We start from the raw sequence: 21,903 nt of genomic DNA, 5'->3' as shown, positions 1-21,903 counted from the left end.
GAGGGTGGATGGCGTAGAACGCCAGCCACCGCTATTTCTCTCTAGGACTTAAATCCGGCGGCGTTCATCAATAATCTGAACCCCATGCCCACCGCCGCCAAAGCCAGAACGCTGCCGCCCCACAGCACCACCATCCACATCAGGCGTTTTGCGAGATCTTTCATCAGTGATACCCCTCGCCGTGCTGCACCTTGCCGCGAAACACGTAGTAGCTCCAGAAGGTGTAGACCAGAATAATCGGGATAATGAACAGCGCGCCGACCAGCATAAAGCCCTGGCTTTGCGGCGGGGCGGCCGCCTGCCACAGCGTAATGGACGGCGGAATAATGTACGGCCAGATGCTGATGCCAAGGCCGCTAAAGCCAAGGAAAATCAGCGCCAGCGTCAGCACAAACGGCGTGCCGTGCAGGCTGGTCGTCGAGGCGGTGCTTTTCCACAGCCACAGGCTGCACAGCACGACCAGCACGGGAACCGGCAGCAGCCAGAAAATATTCGGCTGCGTGAACCAGCGCTCGGCGATCTGCGGGTGGGTCAACGGCGTCCAGATGCTGATAATCGCCATAATCACCAGCAGCGCCAGCAGCAGCGGCTTAACCAGGCCACGCATTTTAACCTGTAACGGGTCTTCGCTTTTCATCACCAGCCAGCTTGCGCCGAGCAGGGCGTAGGCCACCACCAGGCCGAGGCCGCAGAACAGATTGAACGGCGTAAGCCAGTCCAGCTGCGTGCCTGCAAAAGTCCGCCCGGCAACCGGGAAGCCGGAAATCACCGCGCCGACCACCACGCCCTGACAAAACGTCGCCAGAATCGACCCGCCCAAAAACGCCTTATCCCAGAACGGACGGTGCGCGGGGGTAGCCTTGAAGCGAAACTCAAACGCCACGCCGCGAAAAATCAGCCCGACCAGCATTAACGACAGCGGGATGGTCAGCGCATCGACGATAACCGCATAGGCCAAGGGGAAAGCGCCGAACAGCGCGGCGCCGCCCAGCACCAGCCAGGTTTCGTTGCCGTCCCATACCGGGGCGACGCTGTTGACCATCACGTCGCGGTCTTCGCCATCGCGGATAAACGGAAACAGGATGCCGATGCCCAGGTCGAAGCCGTCCATCACGATATACATCAGCGTGGCAAATACGATAATCACAAACCAGATTACGGAAAGATCGATGCCCATTAGCGTTGCTCCTCAAGCGGTTCAGCCACGGCAGACAGCGGGCGGGAAGGGGTGCCGTCGGTCGGATGGTCGTCAAACGGCTGCGGCCCTTTCTTGATAAGCCGCACCATGTAGCTGTAGCCGACGCCAAACACCGACATGTACACCACAAAGAACGTCAGCAGGCTGATGCTCATCTGCAGGTTGCCGTGGGCGGACACCGCGTCTTTGGTGCGCAGCAGGCCGTAAACGACCCAGGGCTGGCGGCCCACCTCGGTGGTGACCCATCCGGCAAGAATCGCAATCAGCCCGGACGGCCCCATCCACAGTGCAAAATGCAGGAATGGGCGGCTTTCATACAGGCGATGCCGGTAGCGCAGCCACAGGCTAATCACGCCGAGCAAAATCATCAGCATGCCGAGGCCCGCCATGATGCGGAACGACCAGAACACCATGGTTGAATTTGGCCGGTCTTCCTTCGCAAACTCCTTCAGCGCGGGAACCTGCTTATCCAGGCTGTGGGTGAGGATCAGGCTGCCCAGCGCGGGGATTTCCAGCCCGTAGCGCGTGCGCTCCTGCTCCATGTCCGGCCAGCCGAACAGCAGCAGCGGCGTCGGCTCGCCCGGCACGTTTTCCCAGTGGCCTTCAATCGCGGCAATTTTTGCGGGCTGGTGCTTGAGCGTATTCAGGCCGTGCATATCGCCAATCATCGCCTGCAGCGGGGCGACGATCACCGCCATCCACAGCGCCATGGAAAACATCGTTTTGATTTCCGGGGATTTGTTGCCACGCAGCAGATGCCAGGCCGCAGAAGCGCCGACAAAAAAGGCGCTGCTCAGGAACGCCGCCACCGACATGTGCAGCAGGCGGTACGGGAACGACGGGTTAAACACCACCGCGAACCAGTCCACCGGCACGACCTGGCCGTTATGGATCTCGAACCCCTGCGGCGTCTGCATCCAGCTGTTGGATGCGAGTATCCAGAAGGTGGAAATAATGGTGCCCAGCGCCACCATGCAGGTGGCGAAGAAGTGCAGGCCGGGGCCGACGCGCTGCCAGCCAAACAGCATCACGCCGAGGAAACCGGCCTCGAGGAAGAACGCGGTGAGCACTTCATAGGTCAGCAGCGGGCCGGTAATGCTGCCCGCAAACTGCGAAAACCCGCTCCAGTTGGTGCCAAACTGATAGGCCATCACCAGCCCGGACACCACGCCCATGCCGAAGTTAACGGCAAAAATCTTCGACCAAAAATGGTAAAGCGAACGGTAAACGGGATTTTTGGATTTGAGCCACAGCCCCTCAAGCACCGCCAGATAGCTGGCAAGACCGATGGTGATGGCGGGGAAAATAATGTGGAAGGAGACAGTAAAGGCAAACTGAATCCTCGCCAGGTGGAACGCATCTAAACCGAACATGCAGTACTCCGCACAGAAATTTATTCCATGCGATTGTAGGCCGCGCAGCAGGCGGGTTGTAGAAACAGACCGCGTGTTTAAATGTATAACAGTTTTACGATACCTACGGTTTTTTGACGTTTCCGGCTTACTGTCATGATTCATGTAGTCGAATGCTGGTATAAATTGGCTTGTCTCGCCCGGTAATTATTAGCGTGCGCAGTGTGCAGCACGGTGATTATTTTAAGCTGGCGGGAATTCTGGGCCTGATGAATAAAATGCGTTAAGATCCGTCGCATCAAATAACCCAGTCGTATCGATGAGGAAATAACGTCATGGCACTGCGGCTTATTATGGAAAATATCGTCGGCTTAGTGGTGTTAATAAGCTGTATTATCGGATTAATTATCACCTCCGTTTACCGTATAAAACGACAGCAGCTGCGCTATCAGTTCATTATGCAGGCGCTGCGGTTTTTACTGGCCTCGCTGGCGGTGGTCTGCGCCGGAAATATCGTTAACAGCCTTCTGGAAGAAATAGAGATAAAGCTGCTTTCGCCGGAGGCGGTAAACTTTACCTGCCTGACCGTCATCCTGTTAATGCTGGTGCGCAAAATGTTCGAGCTGTTTGACGTGCTGGAACAGCGGCAGATAGCGAAAGGCAGCAACGTTACCGACGCCAGAATCATCGCGCGCATGCTCAAAATCAGCGTGGTGACGGTGGTCGTTCTGCTTTACGGCGAGCATTTCGGCATGAGTTTCTCCGGCCTGCTGACCTTCGGCGGCGTGGGCGGCATCATTGTTGGTATGGCCGGGAAGGATATTTTAAGCAACTTCTTTTCCGGCGTGATGCTCTATTTTGACCGACCTTTTAATATCGGCGACTGGGTGCGCGTGCCGGATCGTAATATAGAAGGCGTGGTGGTGGAAATTGGCTGGCGGCTGACGAAAATAATGACCTTTGAAAACCGGCCGCTTTATGTTCCTAATTCCACCTTCACCGACATCAGCGTCGAAAACCCGGGGCGCATGACCAATCGTCGAATAGAAACGTCATTAGGATTGCGCTATGAGGATGCGGATAAAATTGGGCCGATTGTCGATGAAATACGCGAATATTTAGCCAGCAACGAGAATATCGACCAGCGGCAAACGCTGCTCGTTTATTTCAACGGCTTCGGCGATTCGTCGCTGAATATTATGATTTACTGCTTCACCAAAACCACGGCGTGGGCCGAATGGCTGGCGGTTCAGCAGGCCTGCTATCTGAAGTTTATCGATATCGTTCACCGGCACGGGGCGGATTTTGCGTTTCCGAGCAGGACGCTGTACGTGGAAAACAGCACGGACTCCCTGAAAATTTCTACTGCCCAAACGCAGACAACGCGTTAAACAAGGTCGCACATGGCTATAACAGTTTCCAAAAAAAGCGTATTTTTATAACGCTGATATACACGGGGAGCGACGTATGAAGAAGTACCAGCAGTTGGCACAGCAGATCAAAGACCAGATAGCGCTAGGCGTGTGGCTGCCGGGGGAAAAGCTGCCTTCGCTGCGCGAGCAGGTGGGGCACAGCGGAATGAGCTTTATGACCGTCGGCCATGCCTACCAGACGCTGGAAAGCCAGGGGGTAATCGTCGCGCGGCCGCAGTCTGGTTATTACGTCGCGCCGCGCGTTGCCCCACGCTCCACGCCCGCTCCCGTTAAGGTGACGCAGGACGAGTCGGTGGATATCAACACCTATATTTTCGATGTCCTCCAGGCCAGCTGCGACGCGTCGGTGGTGCCGTTTGGCTCCGCTTTCCCCGACCCGCGCCTGTTCCCGCTTCAGCAGCTTAACCGCTCGCTGGCGGCGGTCAGCAAAACCGCAACGGCGATGAGCGTTATAGAAAACCTGCCGCCCGGCAACGAGGCTCTGCGGCACGCCATCGCCCGCCGCTACGCGCAGCAGGGGATGCAGGTTTCTCCCGACGAAATTGTGATTACCGCAGGTGCGCTTGAGGCGCTCAACCTTAGCCTGCAGGCGGTAACGCAGCCGGGCGACTGGGTGATTGTCGAAAACCCCTGCTTTTACGGCGCGCTTCAGGCGTTGGAACGGCTGCGCTTAAAGGCGCTGTCGGTGGCGACGGATCCGCAAAACGGCATCGACCTGGCGGCCCTGAAACAGGCGCTCAACGACTATCCCGTCAAGGCCTGCTGGCTGATGACCAACAGCCAGAACCCGCTTGGCGTCACGCTGACGCCGGAGAAAAAACGCGAATTAGTCAAGCTCTTACAGGCGCACGACGTCACGCTGATTGAAGATGACGTTTACAGCGAGCTTTACTACGGCCGCGACAAACCGCTGCCCGCCCGCGCCTTCGACGAGCAGGGCATCACGCTCCACTGCTCGTCGTTTTCGAAATGCCTGGTGGCGGGCTTTCGCATCGGCTGGGTGGCGGCGGGCAGGCACGCCCGGCGCATTCAGCAGCTACAGCTGATGAGCACGCTTTCCACCAGCTCGCCAATGCAGCTTGCGCTGGTCGACTATCTCGCCACCAAACGCTACGACACCTATCTGCGCCGCCTGCGCCGCACGCTCGCCGAACGCAAACAGCAGGCATGGCAGGCTTTGCACACGCTTTTACCCACCGAGGTAAAAATCCACCGCAGCGAAAGCGGCTATTTTTTGTGGATTGAACTGCCTGACTATATGGACGCCAGCCTGCTCAGCGAACGGGCCATCGCGCAGAAAATCAGCATCGCGCCGGGCAAAATGTTCACCACCGGGCGGGCCTGGGACAACTATTTTCGCCTCAACGCCTCGTGGGAATGGGGTGAAAGAGAACAGCAGGCGGTCGTGACGTTGTCACGTTTAATCCAGCAGCAAATCAAGGAGTGAAGATGAACTATCCAACCGAGCGCCTGATCCTGCGCCCGTGGCAGCCAGGCGATCGCCAGCCTTTCGCCGCGTTGAACGCCGATAAAGCGGTCATGCGTTATTTTTTAAACCCGCTCACCGCGCAAGAAAGCGACGGCACGATCGCCGCCTTCGAAGAGAGAATGGCGCAAAACGGCTGGGGATTCTGGGCCGTGGAGGAAAAAAACAGCGGCGCTTTTGTCGGCTTCGTCGGGCTGAATAAGCCTGGCTACACGCTGCCGTTTTCGCCCTGCGTGGAGATTGGCTGGCGGCTTGCGAAACAATTTTGGGGCAAAGGCTACGCGCCGGAAGCCGCGCGCGAGGCTCTGAAAATTGGCTTTCAGCAGTACGGCCTGGACGAAATCGTCGCCTTCACCGCCTTGCCGAACAAACCTTCCCAGCGGGTAATGGAAAAAATTGGCATGACGCGGGGTGAGGATTTTGACCATCCGATGGTGCCGGACGGCCACCCTTTACGGCGTCATGTTGTTTATCGAATCAGGAAAAAATAAGGCTTGGCTACAGCTGGCTGGACGCGCGGCTTGAGCTTTATCTCCTCAGCCTCGGTGCCCATGAGAATTTTTATCAAATGCTAAAACAGCAGCACAAAACGGATTTGCGGCTGATGCAAACATAGCGCTCTGTTTGCAGCGCTGGAAGCAAACGCTGCAAACAGACTCATTTTATCGGTGCTGCCCCGGCGAATGACCAATGACCCGCTTGAAAGCCTTGCCAAAAGCGCTCTCAGATTCATAACCCAGCGACAGTGCGATATGCGGGATCGCCTCGCTGCCGTTTTTGAGCCGCTCGCAGGCCAGCTGCATTCGCCACTGCGTCAGGTATTCGATTGGCGCGGTGCCGACGGTCTCTTTGAAGCGGCGTGCAAACACAGAACGCGACATGCCGACCCTGGCGGCAAGGCTTTGCAGCGTCCAGCTATGTCCCGGATCGTCGTGCATGCAGGAGATGGCGGCGCTCATCTGCTTATCGGCCAGCGCAAACAGCCAGCCGACGCTCGCCGCAGCGTTCAGGTGTAGCCGCAACGCCTGGATGAGCATCATGTACGCCAGCTGCTGGGCGATCAGCGCGCCGCCGGGCTGGGGATGGCGAACCTCATCGGCCATGCGCTCAAGCGACCAGCGCATCGCGGCTTTGTCGCTCTCTTTGCGGATATGCACGATGGGCGGCAGCGCGCCTAGCAGCATCTGCGCCAGGTGCCCGGAAAGCAGAAAATGGCCGCCGACCAGAAAACAGCCGTCTTCGCCGCCGCCGTTCTCCAGGCTGCCTAAACGCCCCTCGGCACGCAGAATGGCAAAATCAACGGGTTCTACCGCCAAATCCGTCGCAAGTCTAAAGGGTGGGCCGGGCGGTAGCAGGTAGCAGTCCCCGGCGCGGAGCAAAACGGCTTCCGGCTCGCCCGCAACCGACAGCCAGCATTGTCCTGACACCACGGAATAGCACTTGATGCCCTCATGATGCGGCCACTGAATCGCCATCTCACGCCGCAGGGCTACGCCGCCCGAGGCATAGCTCTGCGGCTTGAGCAAGGATAGGAGTTCGGAAAGCGGGTCCATAGCACCTCGGGACGATTGGACGATAATTAGCGACTTTTCAGCATAGATCGTATCGCAGACAGAATCTAGAGTAGTGGACACCGGGCAACAGGCGGCCCTTCATGTACATTAAGGCGACGAGACTATGCGTATTTTTCTTACCGGCGCGACCGGTTTTATCGGTACGGCGATTACTCGCGAACTGCTTGCCTCCGGGCATCAGGTTCTGGGCTTGACCCGCAGCGAGCGCGGCGCACGGGCGCTGGCGGCGGCAGGCGCACAGGCGTTTTACGGCGATATCGAAGATCTCGACAGCCTGCGGCGCGGCGCTTCACGGGCTGACGGCGTAATTCATACGGCCTTCAACCACGATTTTTCGACCTTTATCGCCAACTGTGAACAGGACGCGCGCGTGATTCAGGCGCTTGGGGCAGCGCTTGAAGGCTCCCAACGCCCGCTGCTGATCACTTCCGGGGTGGGAATGGGGGCCTTAGAACATAACGCCCTGGCCTATGAAGACCATTTCAATCCCGACCATCCGAACCCGCGCAGGGCGTCCGAGCTTGCGGGTAAAGCCGTCGCACAGCGGGGCGTCAACGTGTCGGTGGTGCGCTTGCCGCAGGTACACACCCCGCTGAAACAGGGTTTAATCAGTCCGCTGATTGAGCTGGCTCGCGAGAAGGGCGTGTCCGCGTACGTCGACGACGGGCAAAACCGCTGGTCGGCGGTGCATCTGAGCGATGCGGCACGGCTTTACGTGCTGGCGCTGGAGAAAAACGTCGCGGGGAGCCGCTATCACGCGGTCGCAGAAGAGGGGATTGCCATGCGCACCATCGCCGAAACCATCGGGCATGTGTTGAACGTGCCGGTGAAAAGCATCGCAGCGGTTAACGCGGCCGGGCACTTCGGCTGGCTACATACCTTTGCGGGGCACGATATGTCTGCATCGGGCGCATTAACGCAGGAACGGCTGGGGTGGCGTCCAACCGGGCCGGAGCTGATTACCGATCTTGAAAGCATGCGCGTCGCTTAACGCGAGTTAAATTCTCACCCTGGCCGCAGCCAGAACGGACGGGTCAGGATGAGAACGTGGGCGATAGTTTATTTCTTAACGGCAATTGTCATTTGTGCCCCTTCATCTGCATGACGGGAAACTCCCGCCGTTAACGAATGGGTTCAGGAAGTGATTTCGATTAGGTTGCCGTCCGGGTCGGCGATCACCGCTTCGTAAAAGCCGTCGCCGGTCCAGCGCGCGGCGTGTACCAGCGCACCCAGCGGCTCAAGCGCCGCGGCCATTGTGTCCACGGCTTCTACCGAACCGAGGCTCACGGCGATATGCGCCCAGCCGGTGCGGTTATCTTCACGCGGCGGTTTGTCCACAAGGCCGGGCAGGGTCATCAGCTCCAGCGCCGGGCCGTTAGCAAGCTGAACGAAATGGGAAATAAAGCCTTCGCGGCGCTGCGAGCGGTAGGCCTCGCCAACGGTGGCGTTGAAATGTTCGCGCCAGAACGCCGCCGCGCGCTCCAGGTTGTTGGTCCACAGAGCAATATGAGCAACCTGCATTTAACCCCTCCATCCATATGAAATTTCGATACTAACGAAAAACCGGCATCCGGCGAAGCGGCGCGGTAATACGCTGTCTACACTTGAAAAATTACCTTTTTATGTTACCGCCTGACGGCAAAATCCGCGACCTGCAAGCCCCGCGGGTTGCTGGTTTTACTGCGCGGTCTATCACAACCTGATGAAATTTACCGCCGCCGCCATGCTCGTCATATTGGCGCAGACTATTGTTTTTTTACGGGGATTTATTCTCACTTTTGGCACCAGCGCCGCCGCGTGCCGCCTTTATCTTTCAGACAGGAGTAGACGCAATGCGTACAAGACAGGCTCTGTGGACCCTTTCCTCCCTCTGTTTGACCGTGCTTTCGGCACAGGCGGCGGAGATCCCCACGAAAATCGGCGACGGCGAAGGGCAGTTGGATATCATCGCCTGGCCGGGGTACATCGAACGAGGCGATACCGATAAACAGTATGACTGGGTAACCGGTTTTGAAAAGGAAACCGGCTGCAAGGTCAACGTGAAAACGGCGGCAACCTCCGACGAAATGGTCAGCCTGATGGCGAAGGGCGGCTACGACCTGGTCACCGCGTCGGGCGACGCGTCGCTGCGCCTGATCATGGGCAAGCGCGTCCAGCCGATTAACACCGCGCTTATCCCGAACTGGAAGGACGTTGACCCGCGCCTGGTGAAAGGCTCATGGTTTAACGTTGACGGCAAAGTGTACGGCACGCCGTACCAGTGGGGGCCAAACCTGCTGATGTACAACACCAAAACCTTCCCGACGCCGCCGGACAGCTGGGGCGTTATCTTTGTGAAACAAAACCTGCCGGACGGCAAAACGAATCAGGGGCGCGTTCAGGCCTACGATGGCCCGATCTACATCGCGGACGCCGCGCTGTACGTCAAGGCCACCCAGCCGCAGCTTGGCATCAGCGACCCTTACCAGCTTACCGAAGAGCAGTACCAGGCGGTGCTGAAGGTGCTGCGCGACCAGCACGCGCTGATCCACCGCTACTGGCACGACACCACCGTGCAGATGAGCGATTTCAAAAATGAGGGCGTGGTGGCTTCCAGCGCCTGGCCGTACCAGGCCAACGCCTTGAAGGGCGAAGGGCAGCCTGTCGCCACGGTATTTCCGAAAGAGGGCGTCACCGGCTGGGCGGACACCACCATGCTGCACGCCGATGCGAAGCACATGAACTGCGCCTATAAGTGGATGAACTGGTCGCTTAAGCCGAAGGTTCAGGGCGACGTGGCGGCGTGGTTCGGCTCGCTCCCGGCGGTCGCGCAGGGCTGCAAGGCCAGCACGCTTCTGGGCGACAAAGGCTGTGATACCAACGGCTACGGCTACTTCGACAAAATCGTCTTCTGGAAAACGCCGGTGGCCGACGGCGGCAAGTTCGTGCCCTACAGCCGCTGGACACAGGACTACATCGCCATCATGGGCGGCCGCTAGGCTCGGAGGTCGATATGCCTTTCGCCGTGCAGTTTCATAACGTTACGCGGGTGTATGGCGACGTGCGCGCCGTGGACGGCGTGTCCATTGACATCGCCGACGGGGAGTTTTTCTCGCTGCTCGGGCCTTCCGGCTCGGGCAAAACCACCTGCCTGCGGATGATCGCGGGCTTCGAGCAGGTATCGAGCGGCACCATTACCCTCTTCGGCAAGCAGGCGCAGGACATGCCGCCGTATCAGCGCGATGTGAACACCGTCTTTCAGGATTACGCGCTGTTCCCGCACATGACGGTGCTGGAAAACGTCGCCTACGGCCTGATGGTCAAAGGCGTGGATAAGAAAACCCGCCGCGCGGCGGCGCAGGCGGCGCTTGAGCAGGTGGCGCTCGGCTTCGTTCACGCGCGCAGGCCGTCGCAGCTTTCCGGCGGGCAGCGTCAGCGGGTTGCCCTGGCGCGCGCGCTGGTGAACCGCCCGCGCGTTCTGCTGCTGGATGAACCCCTCGGCGCGCTCGACCTTAAGCTGCGCGAACAGATGCAGGGCGAGCTGAAAAAGCTCCAGCGCGAGCTGGGCATCACCTTCATCTTCGTCACCCACGATCAGAGCGAAGCGCTGTCGATGTCCGACCGCGTGGCCGTGTTCAACAACGGGCGCATCGAGCAGGTGGACACGCCGCGCCAGCTCTACATGCAGCCGCGCACGGCGTTTGTCGCGGGCTTCGTCGGTACGTCCAACGTTCTTGCACCCGACCTTGCGCGGAAACTATGCGGCGACGAGAGGCCGTATTCGCTGCGCCCGGAGCATATCGTCATCGACCGCGAAGGGGAGATTCAGGCCAGCGGAACGATCCAGGAGATTCACTATCAGGGGGCGGCAACGCGCCTCGAGCTGCGCCTTGCCGACGGCGAAAAGCTGCTGGTCAGCGAGGCGAACCCGCAGCGGCTGGTCAGCGAAGAGCGCTATCAGATTGGGCAGCGGGTGATGGCCGCCTGGCCGCGCGCGGCGATGGTGCCGCTGCATGAGGAAGGATGAGATGGATATGAGCCTTCCCGCAGCCCGGCACGACAGGCGGCTGATGCGCCGCGTCACCACCTTTCTGTGGCAGCGGCCAACGTTTTGGCTGGCGTTGCTGCTGTTGCCGCCGCTGTTATGGTTTGGGGTCATCTACTTCGGGTCTTTGCTGACGCTGCTCTGGCAGGGCTTCTACACCTTCGACGACTTCACCATGTCGGTCACGCCGGACCTGACGCTCGCCAACCTCGAAGCGCTTTTCCACCCGGCAAACTACGACATCATCCTGCGCACGCTGACCATGGCGATTGCCGTCACCCTGGCAAGCGCGGTGCTGGCTTTCCCGATGGCGTACTTTATGGCGCGCTACACCAGCGGCAGGCTCAAGGCGTTCTTTTACATCGCCGTGATGCTGCCGATGTGGGCGAGCTATATCGTTAAGGCCTACGCGTGGACGCTGCTGCTGGCGCGCGACGGCGTGGCGCAGTGGTTTCTGCAGCACATGGGGCTGGAGCCGGTGCTCGGCGCGATACTGACTTTCCCGGCGGTGGGCGGCAACACGCTTTCCACCTCCGGGCTCGGGCGCTTTCTGGTGTTTCTCTACATCTGGCTGCCGTTTATGATTTTGCCGATTCAGGCGGCGCTTGAACGCCTGCCGCCGTCGCTGATCCAGGCCTCTGCGGATCTCGGCGCGCGGCCGTCGCAAACCTTCCGCCACGTGATTTTGCCGCTCGCCATTCCCGGCGTGGCGGCGGGTTCCATCTTCACCTTCTCCCTGACGCTCGGCGACTTTATCGTGCCGCAGCTCGTCGGCCCGCCGGGCTATTTCATCGGCAACATGGTCTATTCCCAGCAGGGTGCTATCGGCAACATGCCGATGGCGGCGGCGTTTACCCTGGTGCCCATCGTGCTGATCGCCCTTTATCTGACGCTGGTAAAACGCCTGGGGGCCTTCGATGCACTCTGAACGCGCGCCGCTGCTGCTAAAAATCGCCGCGTGGGGCGGGGTTATCTTCCTGCATTTCCCGCTGGCGATTATCGCGCTGTACACCTTTAACACCGAAGAGGCGGCGTTTAGCTTTCCGCCGCAGGGGCTGACGCTGCGCTGGTTTAGCGTGGCGGCCGCGCGCGGGGATATCCTTGAATCCGTGACGTTGTCACTTAAGATTGCCGCGCTGGCCACTATAATTGCATTAATCCTCGGCACGCTGGCCGCCGCCGCGCTGTGGCGTCGGGCGTTTTTCGGCAGGAACGCCATCTCTTTATTGCTGCTGCTGCCCATCGCGCTGCCGGGGATTATCACCGGTATCGCGCTGCTGACGGCGTTCAAAACGCTGGGCATCGAGCCGGGCTTTCTCACTATCGTTATCGGCCACGCCACCTTTTGCGTGGTGATCGTTTTCAATAACGTTGTTGCACGGTTTCGACGGACGTCCTACAGCCTGATTGAGGCGTCAATGGATTTGGGCGCGGACGGCTGGCAGACCTTCCGCTACGTGATTTTGCCGAACCTCGGATCGGCGCTGCTGGCGGGCGGCATGCTGGCGTTCGCGCTGTCGTTTGATGAGATCATCGTTACCACCTTTACCGCCGGGCATGAGCGCACTCTGCCGCTGTGGCTGCTCAACCAGCTCGGCAGGCCGCGCGAGGTGCCGGTGACCAACGTGGTCGCGCTGCTGGTGATGCTGATGACAACCATTCCCATTTTAGGGGCGTACTGGCTGAGCCGTGGCGGAGACGACGTTGCGGGCAGCGGGAAATAACTTGATAAAGGGTATCGCTATGCAAAGCCAACTGTTGATCGACGGCCAGTTAGTGGACGGACTGGGCGAAAAGCTGCCGGTGTACAATCCGGCAACCGGCGAGGTGCTGCTGGAGATAGCAGAAGCCACCGTGGAGCAGGTGAACGACGCGGTGCTGGCAGCGGACGCGGCCTTTCGCTCGTGGGGGCAAACCACGCCGAAAGAACGCGCGGAACACCTGCTGAAGCTTGCGGATGCGATAGAGCAGAACGCCGAGGCGTTCGCGCGCCTGGAGTCGCAAAACTGCGGCAAACCCTATCACTGCGCGCTAAACGACGAGATCCCAGCGGTTGTCGACGTCTTCCGCTTCTTCGCAGGTGCCTGCCGCTGCCTGAATGGCCTGGCCGCCGGAGAGTACCTGAGCGGGCATACCTCGATGATCCGCCGTGACCCGGTGGGCGTCGTGGCCTCAATCGCGCCGTGGAACTACCCGCTGATGATGGCCGCGTGGAAGCTTGCGCCCGCGCTGGCGGCAGGGAACTGCGTGGTTATCAAGCCTTCGGAGGTAACGCCGCTTACCGCCTTCAAGCTTGCCGAACTGGCGAAAGATATCTTCCCGGCCGGCGTGCTGAGCGTGCTTTTCGGGCGCGGCCAGACGGTGGGCGATGCGCTGACCGGACATCCAAAAGTGCGCATGGTGTCGCTGACCGGCTCCATCGCCACCGGCGAGCACATCATCAGCCATACCGCGCCGTCGATTAAGCGCACGCACATGGAGCTGGGCGGCAAAGCGCCGGTCATCGTTTTTGACGATGCGGATCTGGACGCGGTGGTGGAGGGCGTGCGCACCTTCGGCTATTACAACGCCGGGCAGGACTGCACCGCCGCGTGCCGCATCTACGCGCAGAAGGGCATTTACGACAGGCTGGTCGAAAAATTAGGCGAGGCCGTTGCCAGCCTGAAACACGGCGCGCCGGAGGATGAAGCCACCGAACTGGGGCCGTTAAGCTCGCAGGCGCACCTGGAGCGCGTCACGAAAGCCGTTAACGCCGCGAAAAACCTGCCGCACGTGAAGGTGGTGACGGGCGGCGCGAAGATAGAAGGACCGGGGTATTACTTCCAGCCGACGCTTATCGCTGGGGCGAAGCAGGAGGACGATATCTTGCAGAAAGAGGTGTTTGGCCCGGTGGTGAGCGTCACCGCGTTTGACGCAGAGGAGCAGGTTCTGGACTGGGCCAACGACTCCCCCTACGGGCTGGCATCGTCAGTCTGGACGCAGGACGTGGGCCGCGCGCACCGTATGAGCGCAAGGTTGCAGTACGGCTGCACATGGGTGAACACGCACTTTATGCTGGTCAGCGAGATGCCGCACGGCGGGCAGAAGCTGTCGGGCTACGGCAAGGATATGTCGCTGTTCGGGCTTGAGGATTACACCGTGATTCGGCATGTGATGATTAAGCATTCCTAACCTCCACGGCGGGTGGCGCTGCGCTTACCCGCCCTACATCTTCATAGCATACCTCGCCCGTAGGTCGGATAAGCGCAGCGCCATCCGACGTTTTGAAGCCATACGCCGCCCTACATACTCACACTATGCTTCGGTTTTCTATTACGCATAGGCCTTGCAACGGGCTGATGCGTCTGCGCGTCAAAATAACGGCTCGGCCAGATGGTTTCGGCGGGTACGCCTATCGCTTTGCTTATCAATAATTCACCTTTTGCCCACGGGCGTGTCAGCGCGTTTGCTAATGTCGACGCGCTCAAACCCGCCGCGCGGGATTCTGCCGCCAGCGAAGTGCCTTTTTTATGCAGCGCCGCGATGATATCGGCTTTGTGCCAGTCTGGTTGAAAGGGCAGGAAGGTGGGGCTGTGGGGTAGTTTCATGTACGTCTCCTTGTAGTAATAACGACTACCACTGGAGCTGCGAAACTCTTTGGGTGGTAGCTCAGACAAGGTTCGCAGTACCGGCCTACAAGGACACCGGCCAGCCCGAAGGCTGCCCTGCCTGAGCCACCATTGATGTTGTTAGTACAGTTTTCGAACTGTGCTTGCAACGGGTGTGCAGAGACATTGGCACTCAATGCGTAACATCAAGTGCGTCCTTATAGTTTTTCCGGGCTGCGAAACCCGGCTGCGGATTGTGCCGCAGCGGCGCAGACTATATCGCAATTTGCTTGCGTTAACCAACCCGCTAAAAGAGAGAATGCGAGTTGTTTTCCAAAGATATTTTTAATGTTGCAGGTGTTGCAGTATTGGCTTATCGCTGTTTGTTATGGCGGCGGGTGGCGCTGTGCTTACCCGCCCCAGGTTGCAGGAAGTTGGTCTGGTATTCATGCTGCCGATAAAGGCCGCTACCCTTCGCTATGCCCTTCAAAATGCTGTTTAAGCCAGCCTGCCAGCTCGGCTACCATCTCATTATTCAGGGAGTTTTTGTGGTACATCATATAGGTTGTGACAATATTCGGATCAAACGACTGTTCCAGCGTACGGATGTCGAAGCTCCCGTGAAACTTTTTATAAATCCATGTCGGAACGTTGCAGATGAGGTCTGATTGTTCAACTATCGCGGCGATCGCAAGCAGTGAGGTGCTACCCGCCCCGTGCGTTCTTTCACCGAGTTGTCTAAAGATGTTTAAACGACCGAGCTTAACGTCCACACCTTCTGACTCAAAAATGGCGAACGTTTCCTGCATTGCCTCTTCCTTCGATATGCTTCTCCCCAGTCTCGGATGATCCTTGCGGCAGATGAAGGCGCAGTCCTCCTGATAAAGGGGAACGGTTTCCAGAGCAAAGTGTTGACTGGGGAAGACGTCGAAAAGTAGATCAACCCCTCGGCGCTGCAGCAGATCTTCGGGCGTGTCCAGATTGCGCAGAAAATCACGGTGTATCACCCGACATTGCGGGGCATTCTCTTCCAGCCAGCGGACGATTACAGGCAGTACATGCAACGCCACATAGGTAGGACAATGAACTTTCAGTACGGACTTGCTTTCCCCCTGCGTGAGGGATTCAAGATCGTACATCAGGCCGCCATACGTTTTGAAGGCGATTGTAGATATCTGTTGCAACCGCCGACGGGGTTAAAATACCGCCCTGGCGGATAAAAAGCGGGTCGGCAAAGAAATCTCGTAACTTTTGCAGAGAACTGCTAACAGAAGAGGGGGCCCGGTTCATTACCTCGGCAGCGCGCGTGACGCTGCGGGTGGTGTAAATCGTTTCAAAGGTGGCGAGGAGATTAAGGTCAAATTTGCTGACATCTCGTTTATTTTCTTGAGACATACCTGGATCCCTCTTGTCGTTAGGAGTTTAAAATCTAATAGAGAAACCAGTCCGCGTCTCGTTACGTCCAAAAAGCTTAGCACTCTTAAGGACATGCAAAACTGCAATCCATGCTGAAATATTGATAGAGCGAGAACGTTCAGTTTTTCCTATGTTTAGACAAAGTCTATTTGACAGGTCATCCGCCTGTCTTTCGGCGGGTGGCGCTGCGCTTACCCGCCCTACATTTTCATAGCATACCTCGCCCGTAGGTCGGATAAGCGCAGCGCCATCCGACGTTTTTGAAGCCAAACCTCGCCCGTAGGTTGGATAAGCGCAGCGCCATCCGACGTTTTGAAGCCATACTTCGCCCGTAGGGTGGATAAGCGAAGCGCCATCCGACGTTTTGAAGCCATACCTCGCCCGTAGGTCGGATAAGCGCAGCGCCATCCGACAAAAAGCTCCTTAACCGACATTTCACTTAAGTTAAAAACTTGATCAGCATCATAAAAAAAGCGCATAATTTGCCAACTATTTTATCAATTTATAAAAATTTGTATGACGCTTTATCAACATATGTTGGTTTTTTACGCCGTAATGGCGCTGATCTCTGCCGTAATCACCTGGTTTCTCGCCCACGATACCAGGAAAATGAAGCTGTTAAGTTCCGTATTGGTCGGCGCTACCTGGCCGATGAGCTTTCCCGTCGCGCTGATGTTTTCGCTGTTCTGAGCAGAACGCCGAAATAGGCTCGCCCAAAAGTGTGAGGCAGGTTGTAGTTCTCACCGGATGACAGGAGTATGTTTGCCTCAGTACCCGCGATGAAACGGAGGTGACTATCAGGATTACTCGATTCCACAGCAGTAACGGTAACTTCAGTTAAAACGCTAAAGGCCATCTTCCGCAGATGGCCTTTTTTATTGCTTAAATATAGTGACTTACGTGCATATCAACCTTTGCTATAGTGTTGGGCACCACTGTTTTAGCCGCTCGGGATGCTTATGCCAGGCCAGGAATCGCTGTTAACCGTTAATTCACTCACCCTCGTCACGCACGGCGATAAGCCGCTGGTAAACAAGGCTTCTTTTAACGTCGAACGCGGGGAGTTCGTTGCCCTGGTGGGCGAGTCCGGCTCCGGGAAAACCCTGAGTTCGCTTGCCGTGATGGGGCTGCTGCCGGAAGGCGTTTATCAGCAGGGCGGTGAGGTCATCTTTAACGGCGGCGTGGTGGCTAAACCGGGTATGGCCTTCCCACGCGGGCTGCGCGGGCGGGATATGGCGATGATTTTCCAGGAGCCGATGAGCAGCATGAACCCGGTGCTGAAGGTCGGCGAGCAGATAGCAGAAGTGCTGGTACGCCACCGCGATATGAGCTGGAAGCAGGCGCATCGGGAAGCGGTTGGGCTGCTCGACCGCGTGGGTATCGTCGACCCGGCCGCGCGCGCGAAACAGTATATCCACCAGCTTTCCGGCGGCATGCGTCAGCGGGTGATGATCGCCAGCGCGATTTGCTGCAAGCCCGCGCTGCTGATTGCGGACGAACCGACCACGGCGCTGGACGTGACTATTCAGGCGCAGATCCTCACCCTGCTGCAAGAGCTACGGCGCGAAATGGCGATGGGCGTACTGTTTATCACCCACGATCTCAGCGTGGTAGCGCGCTACGCCGACCGGGCTTACGTTCTTTATCAGGGCAATATCGTTGAACACGGCGACGTTCCGCAGCTGCTGACAGCACCGCAGGCCGCCTATACCCGGCAGCTTATTGCCGCTTCAGGTGCCGGAGCGGTGCCTGCGCGTCGTGCGGACGGGTCGCGTTCGCCGCTCGTTCAGCTTTCCCGCGTCACCAAAAGCTATCCCGGCGAGAAAACGCTGCCTTTCGTTACCGCAAAGCGCGACACCGTGCTACAGCCGACATCGCTGGAAATCGAGCGCGGCGAAATCGTCGGCCTGATTGGTGAGTCAGGATCGGGTAAAACCACGTTGGGCCGCACGGCGATTGGCCTGGTTCCGGCAGACGGCGGCACCATTATCTTCGACGGGCTGGATTTGACGCGGGCGTCGGCGCGCGAGCAGCAGCAAATGCGCAGGCGCGCGCAGATTATCTTTCAGGATCCCTACGCCAGCCTCGACCCGAAAATGTCGGTCGGCGAGCAGATTGCCGAGCCGCTGCGCGTGCATCAGCTGCGCAAGGCCGAAGCTATCCCCGCGCGGGTTGCCGAACTTTTAGAGCTGGTCGGGCTGGAGCCGGGCGTTGCCAGCCGCATGCCCGCCGCGTTTTCTGGCGGGCAGCGCCAGCGCATTGCGATCGCCAGAGCGCTGGCGCTGGAGCCGGAGTTACTGGTGGCCGACGAGGCGGTTTCCGCGCTGGATCTCTCCGTTCGCGGGCAGATCCTCGCGCTGCTGGCCGATCTGCGCGACAGGCTCGGCCTGACCGTGCTGTTTATCAGCCACGACCTGGGCGCGGTGCGCCAGATCTGTGACCGTATCGTGGTGCTGTATCGCGGGAATATTATCGAAACGGGCGAAACGCGGCAGGTGCTGGAGCGCCCGAACCACGACTACACGCGCCAGCTGCTGACGGCGGCCCCGGATATCAAGCAGGCGCTGCTGCTACGCCAGCGGGCCTAACTCCAGCGGCAGCACGGTGCCAACGTTCTGCCGCTGCGCCTCGTGCGCCACGCGGGCGGCGAGGGCGATGTCAAACACGTTCAGGCCAAACGATGAGAAGTACACGCAGTCGTCCGGGCCCGGACGCCAGCCGTCCACCACCAGATTCGCCAGGTCTGCCGCCACCCGGCTTTCGCTAAACGCCCCGGTGCGGTACATCTGAAACAGGCTTTTCGCGCTGGTGTTGCAGTAATCGCCCCAGCCGTCCACCAGCACCTTATCGGCACGGTCTATCGCCTCAAAGCTCACCTCGTGGTAGCCAATCTGCATCACCAGACGCCCCGGCCCCATCGCCTCTGGCCCGATGAACGGCTGGCCCGCGCCAGTGCAGGCTATCAGCGCGTCCCAGGGCTGCGCGAGCGCTTCGTCGATCCCCGTGATTCTTTGCACCGGCCAGGGCAGGTCACCGGCTTTATCCAACATGTTTTCGAGGTGAGAAGGCGTGCGGTTCCAGCACGTCACCCGCTCAAGGCGCGGAAACAGGCTGCTTAACATCTGTAAATGCGCCGCTGCCTGTACGCCAGCGCCCAAAAGCAGAACGCGCTTGAGCGGGGCGGGCGCAGCATGCGTCAGGGCGAGGGCGGAAACCGCAGCGGTGCGGGCGGCGGTCAGCGAGCCGCTCTGCATCAGCGCTACGGGCAGGCCGCTGTCGGCGCGGTTGAGCAGCGTCATGGCGATAGCCATCGGCAGGCCGTCCCGCGTCTGCGGGCGGTGCGCCGTCCACTTTACGCCGGTGGCGTTAAAACGCCCGGCAACGCGGGCGGGAAGGGAGTAAACCTTGCCCTGGGGCGCGTCGAGCGTGACGTGGGTTTCGGCGGGCATGCTGGCTTCGCCCGTGCGCATGAGCTTCACGGTATCAATAACGTCGTTGAGCGCCAGAAGAGGATCGCTGCCGCCCAGCGCGGCAACCTGGGATTGAGTTAAATAACGCAGATCGGACATGTCTTTCCCCTGCAAATTCAGAAGGCCAGCAGCCAGTCGCGCAGCGACTGCTGAAAGCGTTGGAGGCCGCGCAGCGTGACGTATTCGTTGACGCCGTGGGCGTTGCCGCCTTCGCCCAGGCCGCCAATCAGGAACGCGGGGGCGACGGGCGCAAAGGCATAGGCGGGGGCGCAGCCGGGTGCCCAGGGCCAAATCTGCGGCCTGGCCTGCTGCTGGTGATAGCTGGTCATCAGCTCCAGCACGCCCGGATCGTCCATGGTGAAGCGGTGGCCGGGGTAGCTGTCGTCAAGCTGGAGCTCTACGCCTTCAAAGGCCGGGTTTTGCAGCCGATCGCGAATGCGGTGAAGCAGCGCGTCGGCATCGATGCCGGGCGGGGTGCGCAGCGCCAGTTCGGCGCAGGCCTGCCACGGGATCACCCCGCGCCCGCCCTGCGGGCTGCTCGCCAGGTCGGAAATGTTTAACACCGCGCTGCCCAACAGCCAGGCGAGGCTGCTGTAGGTGTCCCCGGCGATCAGCAGCTTTTCACTGCGGCGAAAGCGCAGCTCGTCGGCAAGGTTAAAGGTAAGCGCCAGGTCATCAAGAAGCTGGCCCGCCTGTTCATCGATAGGCTGGGTGTGCAGCACGCCGTTGGCATGCGCCGGAGCGATGGCGCTCAGCGCCTGAACCAAACGCCAGGCCGGATTGGCAATCCACGCGGCGTTGCTGGCGTGAATGGCCGCCGTTGGGCCGCCCCAGCTGCCGCCCTTGACGCACAGGCGGCCCGCGCTCATGCCGGTAAAGCCAAGGTAGATGCGCGGCGCGCCACCTCCGTATTCGCACAGCGACGGGAACAGAACCGCCTGCGCCGGATCTATCGGGCAGGGCTGCTGTGCCAGATAGCGGCGCAGATGGCCGCTGCCAATCTCCTCTTCGCCTTCAAGCAGGATCTCGATATTGGTGTGCAGCTGCCCCGCGTGGTAGAGGTCCCGCACGACCATCAGCATGCCCGCCAGCGGGCCTTTATTGTTTTCCGCGCCGCGCGCGATAAACACGTCGCCTTTATCCGCCCAGTGGGCAAGCCCGCCCACAAAAGGATCGGCTTCCCACCCGTCGCGCGCTGCGGGCATCACGTCGTACATGTTGTAGAGCACCAGCGTTTCCGGCGCGCCGATATCCACGCGGATATGCACCAGCGGCGGGGCGACGTCCGCCCGCTGCTCGCTTACCGGATAGACCACCTCAGCGTCCAGCTCGTGAACCATCCACTCTTCCAGCCACTGGGCCAGCGCCTGCTGCTGCGCAAGGTTGCCCGCCACGCTCTCAAAGGGCGTAATCTGCCGCAGCAGAGCAAGCGTAGCGTTGAGATGTGTCATAACCTGATCCTCGGATTTAATACCACATACAGCAAATCAATCAGTAAGTTAACGATGACGAAGACCAGGGCTGCCTGCAGCACTATCGCCTGCACCAGCGGGAAATCACGATTTTGTATCGCCTGCACCGCCAGACGCCCGATGCCCGGCCACGCGAAGATGATTTCGGTGACCAGCGCGCCGCCCAGCAGCGAGGCGAAGTACATCCCCTGTACGGTCACCACCGGGATCAGCGCGTTGCGCAGGCCGTGACGAATCAGGATGCGCCAGCGGCTTAGCCCCTTGGCCCGTGCGGTACGGATATAATCCAGGTGTAGCACATCGATGAGGCTGGCGCGGACCAGGCGCGCAATTGCGCTCATATAATACGCGCCGAGGCTAATCGCGGGCATGACGAGCTGGCTGGCCGTGCCGTAGCCGCTGGACGGCAGCCAGCGCAGGTTAAGGCTGAACAGTAGGATCATCAGCAGGCCGAGCCAGAAAACCGGAATGGCCTGGCCGCTGAAGGCCAGCAGGCGCGCCAGCAGATCCCAGAAGCCGTTTCGCCAGATGGCGCTCACCAGGCCGAGCAGCACGCCGACCACCGTGCTCCACGCCAGCGCCGTGACGGCAAGCAGAAGTGTGGCAGGCACGCGCTGGGCGATAAGCCCGGTGACCGGCTGGTCATAGCGCAGCGACTGGCCCAAATCGCCGTGCAGCACGCCGTTGAGATAGTGGCCGTACTGCCAGAGAAGCGGCTGGTCAAAGCCCATCGCGCTGCGGAAATGGTCTATTTCAGCCTGGCTTGAGCCGGGCGGCATCATGATGGCCGCCGGGTCGCCGGTGAGGTGCAGGCTGTAGAAAATCAGCAGCGAAACGCCAAACATCACCAGCACCGACTGACCGAGACGCGAAAGGATATAGCGCAACATG

At 59.5% G+C, this 21,903-nt stretch carries 24 protein-coding genes; 12 read left to right on the top strand and 12 right to left on the bottom strand.

The features are described from left to right. Positions 1-41 precede the first annotated feature (41 nt). From ACSPHG_RS12315 to ACSPHG_RS12305, 3 genes are read right to left on the bottom strand one after another with little or no spacing between them, the layout of a single operon-like run. A complete protein-coding gene (locus ACSPHG_RS12315) occupies positions 42-164 on the bottom strand; it encodes a DUF2474 domain-containing protein (protein ID WP_435953780.1) in 123 nt (40 codons plus the stop codon). Then, positions 164-1,177, bottom strand: a complete 1,014-nt coding sequence (cydB, locus tag ACSPHG_RS12310) for a cytochrome d ubiquinol oxidase subunit II (protein WP_435953778.1) — start codon at positions 1,175-1,177, stop codon at positions 164-166. The genes ACSPHG_RS12315 and cydB overlap by 1 nt, the downstream gene beginning before the upstream one ends. Next, positions 1,177-2,571, bottom strand: coding sequence for a cytochrome ubiquinol oxidase subunit I (locus tag ACSPHG_RS12305; RefSeq protein ID WP_435953777.1), 1,395 nt, complete (start codon positions 2,569-2,571; stop codon positions 1,177-1,179). The genes cydB and ACSPHG_RS12305 overlap by 1 nt, the downstream gene beginning before the upstream one ends. Positions 2,572-2,885: 314 nt before the next feature. Here ACSPHG_RS12305 and ACSPHG_RS12300 point away from each other — a divergent pair, with 314 nt between their 5' ends. From ACSPHG_RS12300 to ACSPHG_RS12285, 4 genes are all read left to right on the top strand, one after another. Continuing rightward, positions 2,886-3,941 (top strand): mechanosensitive ion channel family protein, encoded by a 1,056-nt coding sequence (locus tag ACSPHG_RS12300; protein WP_435953775.1) that lies wholly within the window; start codon positions 2,886-2,888, stop codon positions 3,939-3,941. A 76-nt stretch (positions 3,942-4,017) separates the two neighbouring features. Then, entirely contained in the window at positions 4,018-5,430 is a 1,413-nt protein-coding gene (locus tag ACSPHG_RS12295) for an aminotransferase-like domain-containing protein (protein WP_435953774.1), read from the top strand. A gap of 2 nt (positions 5,431-5,432) precedes the next feature. Next, positions 5,433-5,960, top strand: a complete 528-nt coding sequence (locus ACSPHG_RS12290) for a GNAT family N-acetyltransferase (RefSeq protein ID WP_435953773.1) — start codon at positions 5,433-5,435, stop codon at positions 5,958-5,960. Further along, a complete protein-coding gene (locus tag ACSPHG_RS12285; RefSeq protein ID WP_435956009.1) occupies positions 5,957-6,085 on the top strand; it encodes a type II toxin-antitoxin system RelE/ParE family toxin in 129 nt (42 codons plus the stop codon). Before ACSPHG_RS12290 ends, ACSPHG_RS12285 begins: the two co-directional genes overlap by 4 nt. Before the next feature lie 46 nt (positions 6,086-6,131). On the opposite strand, the gene ACSPHG_RS12280 is transcribed toward ACSPHG_RS12285, so the two are convergent. Next, positions 6,132-7,022 (bottom strand): AraC family transcriptional regulator, encoded by an 891-nt coding sequence (locus ACSPHG_RS12280; RefSeq protein ID WP_435953772.1) that lies wholly within the window; start codon positions 7,020-7,022, stop codon positions 6,132-6,134. 124 nt (positions 7,023-7,146) lie between these two features. On the opposite strand from ACSPHG_RS12280, the gene ACSPHG_RS12275 reads away from it, so the two are divergent. Further along, on the top strand, positions 7,147-8,034 hold the full coding sequence (locus tag ACSPHG_RS12275; protein WP_435953771.1) for an SDR family oxidoreductase: 888 nt from the start codon (positions 7,147-7,149) through the stop codon (positions 8,032-8,034). A 143-nt stretch (positions 8,035-8,177) separates the two neighbouring features. On the opposite strand, the gene ACSPHG_RS12270 is transcribed toward ACSPHG_RS12275, so the two are convergent. Next, on the bottom strand, positions 8,178-8,564 hold the full coding sequence (locus ACSPHG_RS12270) for a VOC family protein (protein WP_435953770.1): 387 nt from the start codon (positions 8,562-8,564) through the stop codon (positions 8,178-8,180). A 311-nt stretch (positions 8,565-8,875) separates the two neighbouring features. Here ACSPHG_RS12270 and ydcS point away from each other — a divergent pair, with 311 nt between their 5' ends. Genes ydcS through patD form a run of 5 tightly spaced genes read left to right on the top strand, consistent with a single transcriptional unit; the run spans position 8,876 to position 14,238 of the window. Further along, the gene (ydcS, locus tag ACSPHG_RS12265; RefSeq protein ID WP_435953769.1) at positions 8,876-10,021 is read left to right on the top strand and encodes a putative ABC transporter substrate-binding protein YdcS; all 1,146 of its coding nucleotides are present in this window, start codon (positions 8,876-8,878) and stop codon (positions 10,019-10,021) included. 14 nt (positions 10,022-10,035) lie between these two features. After that, entirely contained in the window at positions 10,036-11,049 is a 1,014-nt protein-coding gene (locus ACSPHG_RS12260) for an ABC transporter ATP-binding protein (RefSeq protein ID WP_435953768.1), read from the top strand. A gap of 43 nt (positions 11,050-11,092) precedes the next feature. Next, a complete protein-coding gene (locus ACSPHG_RS12255; RefSeq protein ID WP_435956008.1) occupies positions 11,093-11,995 on the top strand; it encodes an ABC transporter permease in 903 nt (300 codons plus the stop codon). Further along, the gene (locus ACSPHG_RS12250; protein WP_435953767.1) at positions 11,985-12,791 is read left to right on the top strand and encodes an ABC transporter permease; all 807 of its coding nucleotides are present in this window, start codon (positions 11,985-11,987) and stop codon (positions 12,789-12,791) included. The genes ACSPHG_RS12255 and ACSPHG_RS12250 overlap by 11 nt, the downstream gene beginning before the upstream one ends. 19 nt (positions 12,792-12,810) lie before the next feature. Beyond that, positions 12,811-14,238 (top strand): aminobutyraldehyde dehydrogenase, encoded by a 1,428-nt coding sequence (gene patD, locus ACSPHG_RS12245; protein WP_435953766.1) that lies wholly within the window; start codon positions 12,811-12,813, stop codon positions 14,236-14,238. Positions 14,239-14,348: 110 nt separating this feature from the next. On the opposite strand, the gene ACSPHG_RS12240 is transcribed toward patD, so the two are convergent. The 4 genes from ACSPHG_RS12240 to ACSPHG_RS12225 all read right to left on the bottom strand — a co-directional run bounded on the left by ACSPHG_RS12240 (position 14,349) and on the right by ACSPHG_RS12225 (position 16,049). Further along, on the bottom strand, positions 14,349-14,654 hold the full coding sequence (locus ACSPHG_RS12240; protein ID WP_435953765.1) for a helix-turn-helix domain-containing protein: 306 nt from the start codon (positions 14,652-14,654) through the stop codon (positions 14,349-14,351). A gap of 85 nt (positions 14,655-14,739) precedes the next feature. After that, entirely contained in the window at positions 14,740-14,841 is a 102-nt protein-coding gene (locus ACSPHG_RS12235; protein WP_435953764.1) for an ash family protein, read from the bottom strand. A 280-nt stretch (positions 14,842-15,121) separates the two neighbouring features. After that, a complete protein-coding gene (locus ACSPHG_RS12230) occupies positions 15,122-15,793 on the bottom strand; it encodes a LysR substrate-binding domain-containing protein (RefSeq protein ID WP_435953763.1) in 672 nt (223 codons plus the stop codon). Beyond that, positions 15,780-16,049 (bottom strand): LysR family transcriptional regulator, encoded by a 270-nt coding sequence (locus ACSPHG_RS12225; RefSeq protein ID WP_435953762.1) that lies wholly within the window; start codon positions 16,047-16,049, stop codon positions 15,780-15,782. Before ACSPHG_RS12225 ends, ACSPHG_RS12230 begins: the two co-directional genes overlap by 14 nt. A gap of 537 nt (positions 16,050-16,586) precedes the next feature. Here ACSPHG_RS12225 and ACSPHG_RS12220 point away from each other — a divergent pair. Both ACSPHG_RS12220 and ACSPHG_RS12215 read left to right on the top strand, forming a co-directional pair. Beyond that, a complete protein-coding gene (locus ACSPHG_RS12220; RefSeq protein ID WP_435953761.1) occupies positions 16,587-16,760 on the top strand; it encodes a GhoT/OrtT family toxin in 174 nt (57 codons plus the stop codon). A gap of 269 nt (positions 16,761-17,029) precedes the next feature. Then, a complete protein-coding gene (locus ACSPHG_RS12215; protein WP_435953760.1) occupies positions 17,030-18,658 on the top strand; it encodes a dipeptide ABC transporter ATP-binding protein in 1,629 nt (542 codons plus the stop codon). On the opposite strand, the gene ACSPHG_RS12210 is transcribed toward ACSPHG_RS12215, so the two are convergent. Genes ACSPHG_RS12210 through ACSPHG_RS12200 form a run of 3 tightly spaced genes read right to left on the bottom strand, consistent with a single transcriptional unit; the run spans position 18,641 to position 21,902 of the window. Then, positions 18,641-19,630: an ornithine cyclodeaminase gene (locus tag ACSPHG_RS12210; RefSeq protein WP_435956006.1), complete on the bottom strand. Its 990-nt coding sequence runs from the start codon at positions 19,628-19,630 to the stop codon at positions 18,641-18,643. The genes ACSPHG_RS12215 and ACSPHG_RS12210 overlap by 18 nt on opposite strands. Before the next feature lie 26 nt (positions 19,631-19,656). Continuing rightward, a complete protein-coding gene (locus ACSPHG_RS12205; protein WP_435953759.1) occupies positions 19,657-20,991 on the bottom strand; it encodes a M20 family metallopeptidase in 1,335 nt (444 codons plus the stop codon). Next, complete coding sequence (locus tag ACSPHG_RS12200; RefSeq protein WP_435953758.1) at positions 20,988-21,902, bottom strand: ABC transporter permease; 915 nt, start codon at positions 21,900-21,902, stop codon at positions 20,988-20,990. The genes ACSPHG_RS12205 and ACSPHG_RS12200 overlap by 4 nt, the downstream gene beginning before the upstream one ends. Position 21,903: the final 1 nt, after the last annotated feature.

The sequence above is a fragment of the Dryocola baronae genome, assembly GCF_051297175.1.
GTDB lineage: Bacteria > Pseudomonadota > Gammaproteobacteria > Enterobacterales > Enterobacteriaceae > Dryocola.
Note: the sequence above shows the minus strand (reverse complement) of the source record. Positions and strands in the feature narration are given on the sequence as shown.

Bases quoted from the DNA above. Each gene is read 5' to 3' on its own strand.
- ACSPHG_RS12315 (WP_435953780.1), bottom strand. From the start codon at position 164: ATGAAAGATCTCGCAAAACGCCTGATGTGGATGGTGGTGCTGTGGGGC.
- cydB (WP_435953778.1), bottom strand. From the start codon at position 1,177: ATGGGCATCGATCTTTCCGTAATCTGGTTTGTGATTATCGTATTTGCC.
- ACSPHG_RS12305 (WP_435953777.1), bottom strand. From the start codon at position 2,571: ATGTTCGGTTTAGATGCGTTCCACCTGGCGAGGATTCAGTTTGCCTTT.
- ACSPHG_RS12300 (WP_435953775.1), top strand. From the start codon at position 2,886: ATGGCACTGCGGCTTATTATGGAAAATATCGTCGGCTTAGTGGTGTTA.
- ACSPHG_RS12295 (WP_435953774.1), top strand. From the start codon at position 4,018: ATGAAGAAGTACCAGCAGTTGGCACAGCAGATCAAAGACCAGATAGCG.
- ACSPHG_RS12290 (WP_435953773.1), top strand. From the start codon at position 5,433: ATGAACTATCCAACCGAGCGCCTGATCCTGCGCCCGTGGCAGCCAGGC.
- ACSPHG_RS12280 (WP_435953772.1), bottom strand. From the start codon at position 7,022: ATGGACCCGCTTTCCGAACTCCTATCCTTGCTCAAGCCGCAGAGCTAT.
- ACSPHG_RS12275 (WP_435953771.1), top strand. From the start codon at position 7,147: ATGCGTATTTTTCTTACCGGCGCGACCGGTTTTATCGGTACGGCGATT.
- ACSPHG_RS12270 (WP_435953770.1), bottom strand. From the start codon at position 8,564: ATGCAGGTTGCTCATATTGCTCTGTGGACCAACAACCTGGAGCGCGCG.
- ydcS (WP_435953769.1), top strand. From the start codon at position 8,876: ATGCGTACAAGACAGGCTCTGTGGACCCTTTCCTCCCTCTGTTTGACC.
- ACSPHG_RS12260 (WP_435953768.1), top strand. From the start codon at position 10,036: ATGCCTTTCGCCGTGCAGTTTCATAACGTTACGCGGGTGTATGGCGAC.
- ACSPHG_RS12255 (WP_435956008.1), top strand. From the start codon at position 11,093: ATGCGCCGCGTCACCACCTTTCTGTGGCAGCGGCCAACGTTTTGGCTG.
- ACSPHG_RS12250 (WP_435953767.1), top strand. From the start codon at position 11,985: ATGCACTCTGAACGCGCGCCGCTGCTGCTAAAAATCGCCGCGTGGGGC.
- patD (WP_435953766.1), top strand. From the start codon at position 12,811: ATGCAAAGCCAACTGTTGATCGACGGCCAGTTAGTGGACGGACTGGGC.
- ACSPHG_RS12240 (WP_435953765.1), bottom strand. From the start codon at position 14,654: ATGAAACTACCCCACAGCCCCACCTTCCTGCCCTTTCAACCAGACTGG.
- ACSPHG_RS12235 (WP_435953764.1), bottom strand. From the start codon at position 14,841: ATGTCTCTGCACACCCGTTGCAAGCACAGTTCGAAAACTGTACTAACA.
- ACSPHG_RS12230 (WP_435953763.1), bottom strand. From the start codon at position 15,793: ATGTACGATCTTGAATCCCTCACGCAGGGGGAAAGCAAGTCCGTACTG.
- ACSPHG_RS12225 (WP_435953762.1), bottom strand. From the start codon at position 16,049: ATGTCTCAAGAAAATAAACGAGATGTCAGCAAATTTGACCTTAATCTC.
- ACSPHG_RS12220 (WP_435953761.1), top strand. From the start codon at position 16,587: ATGACGCTTTATCAACATATGTTGGTTTTTTACGCCGTAATGGCGCTG.
- ACSPHG_RS12215 (WP_435953760.1), top strand. From the start codon at position 17,030: ATGCCAGGCCAGGAATCGCTGTTAACCGTTAATTCACTCACCCTCGTC.
- ACSPHG_RS12205 (WP_435953759.1), bottom strand. From the start codon at position 20,991: ATGACACATCTCAACGCTACGCTTGCTCTGCTGCGGCAGATTACGCCC.
- ACSPHG_RS12200 (WP_435953758.1), bottom strand. From the start codon at position 21,902: ATGTTGCGCTATATCCTTTCGCGTCTCGGTCAGTCGGTGCTGGTGATG.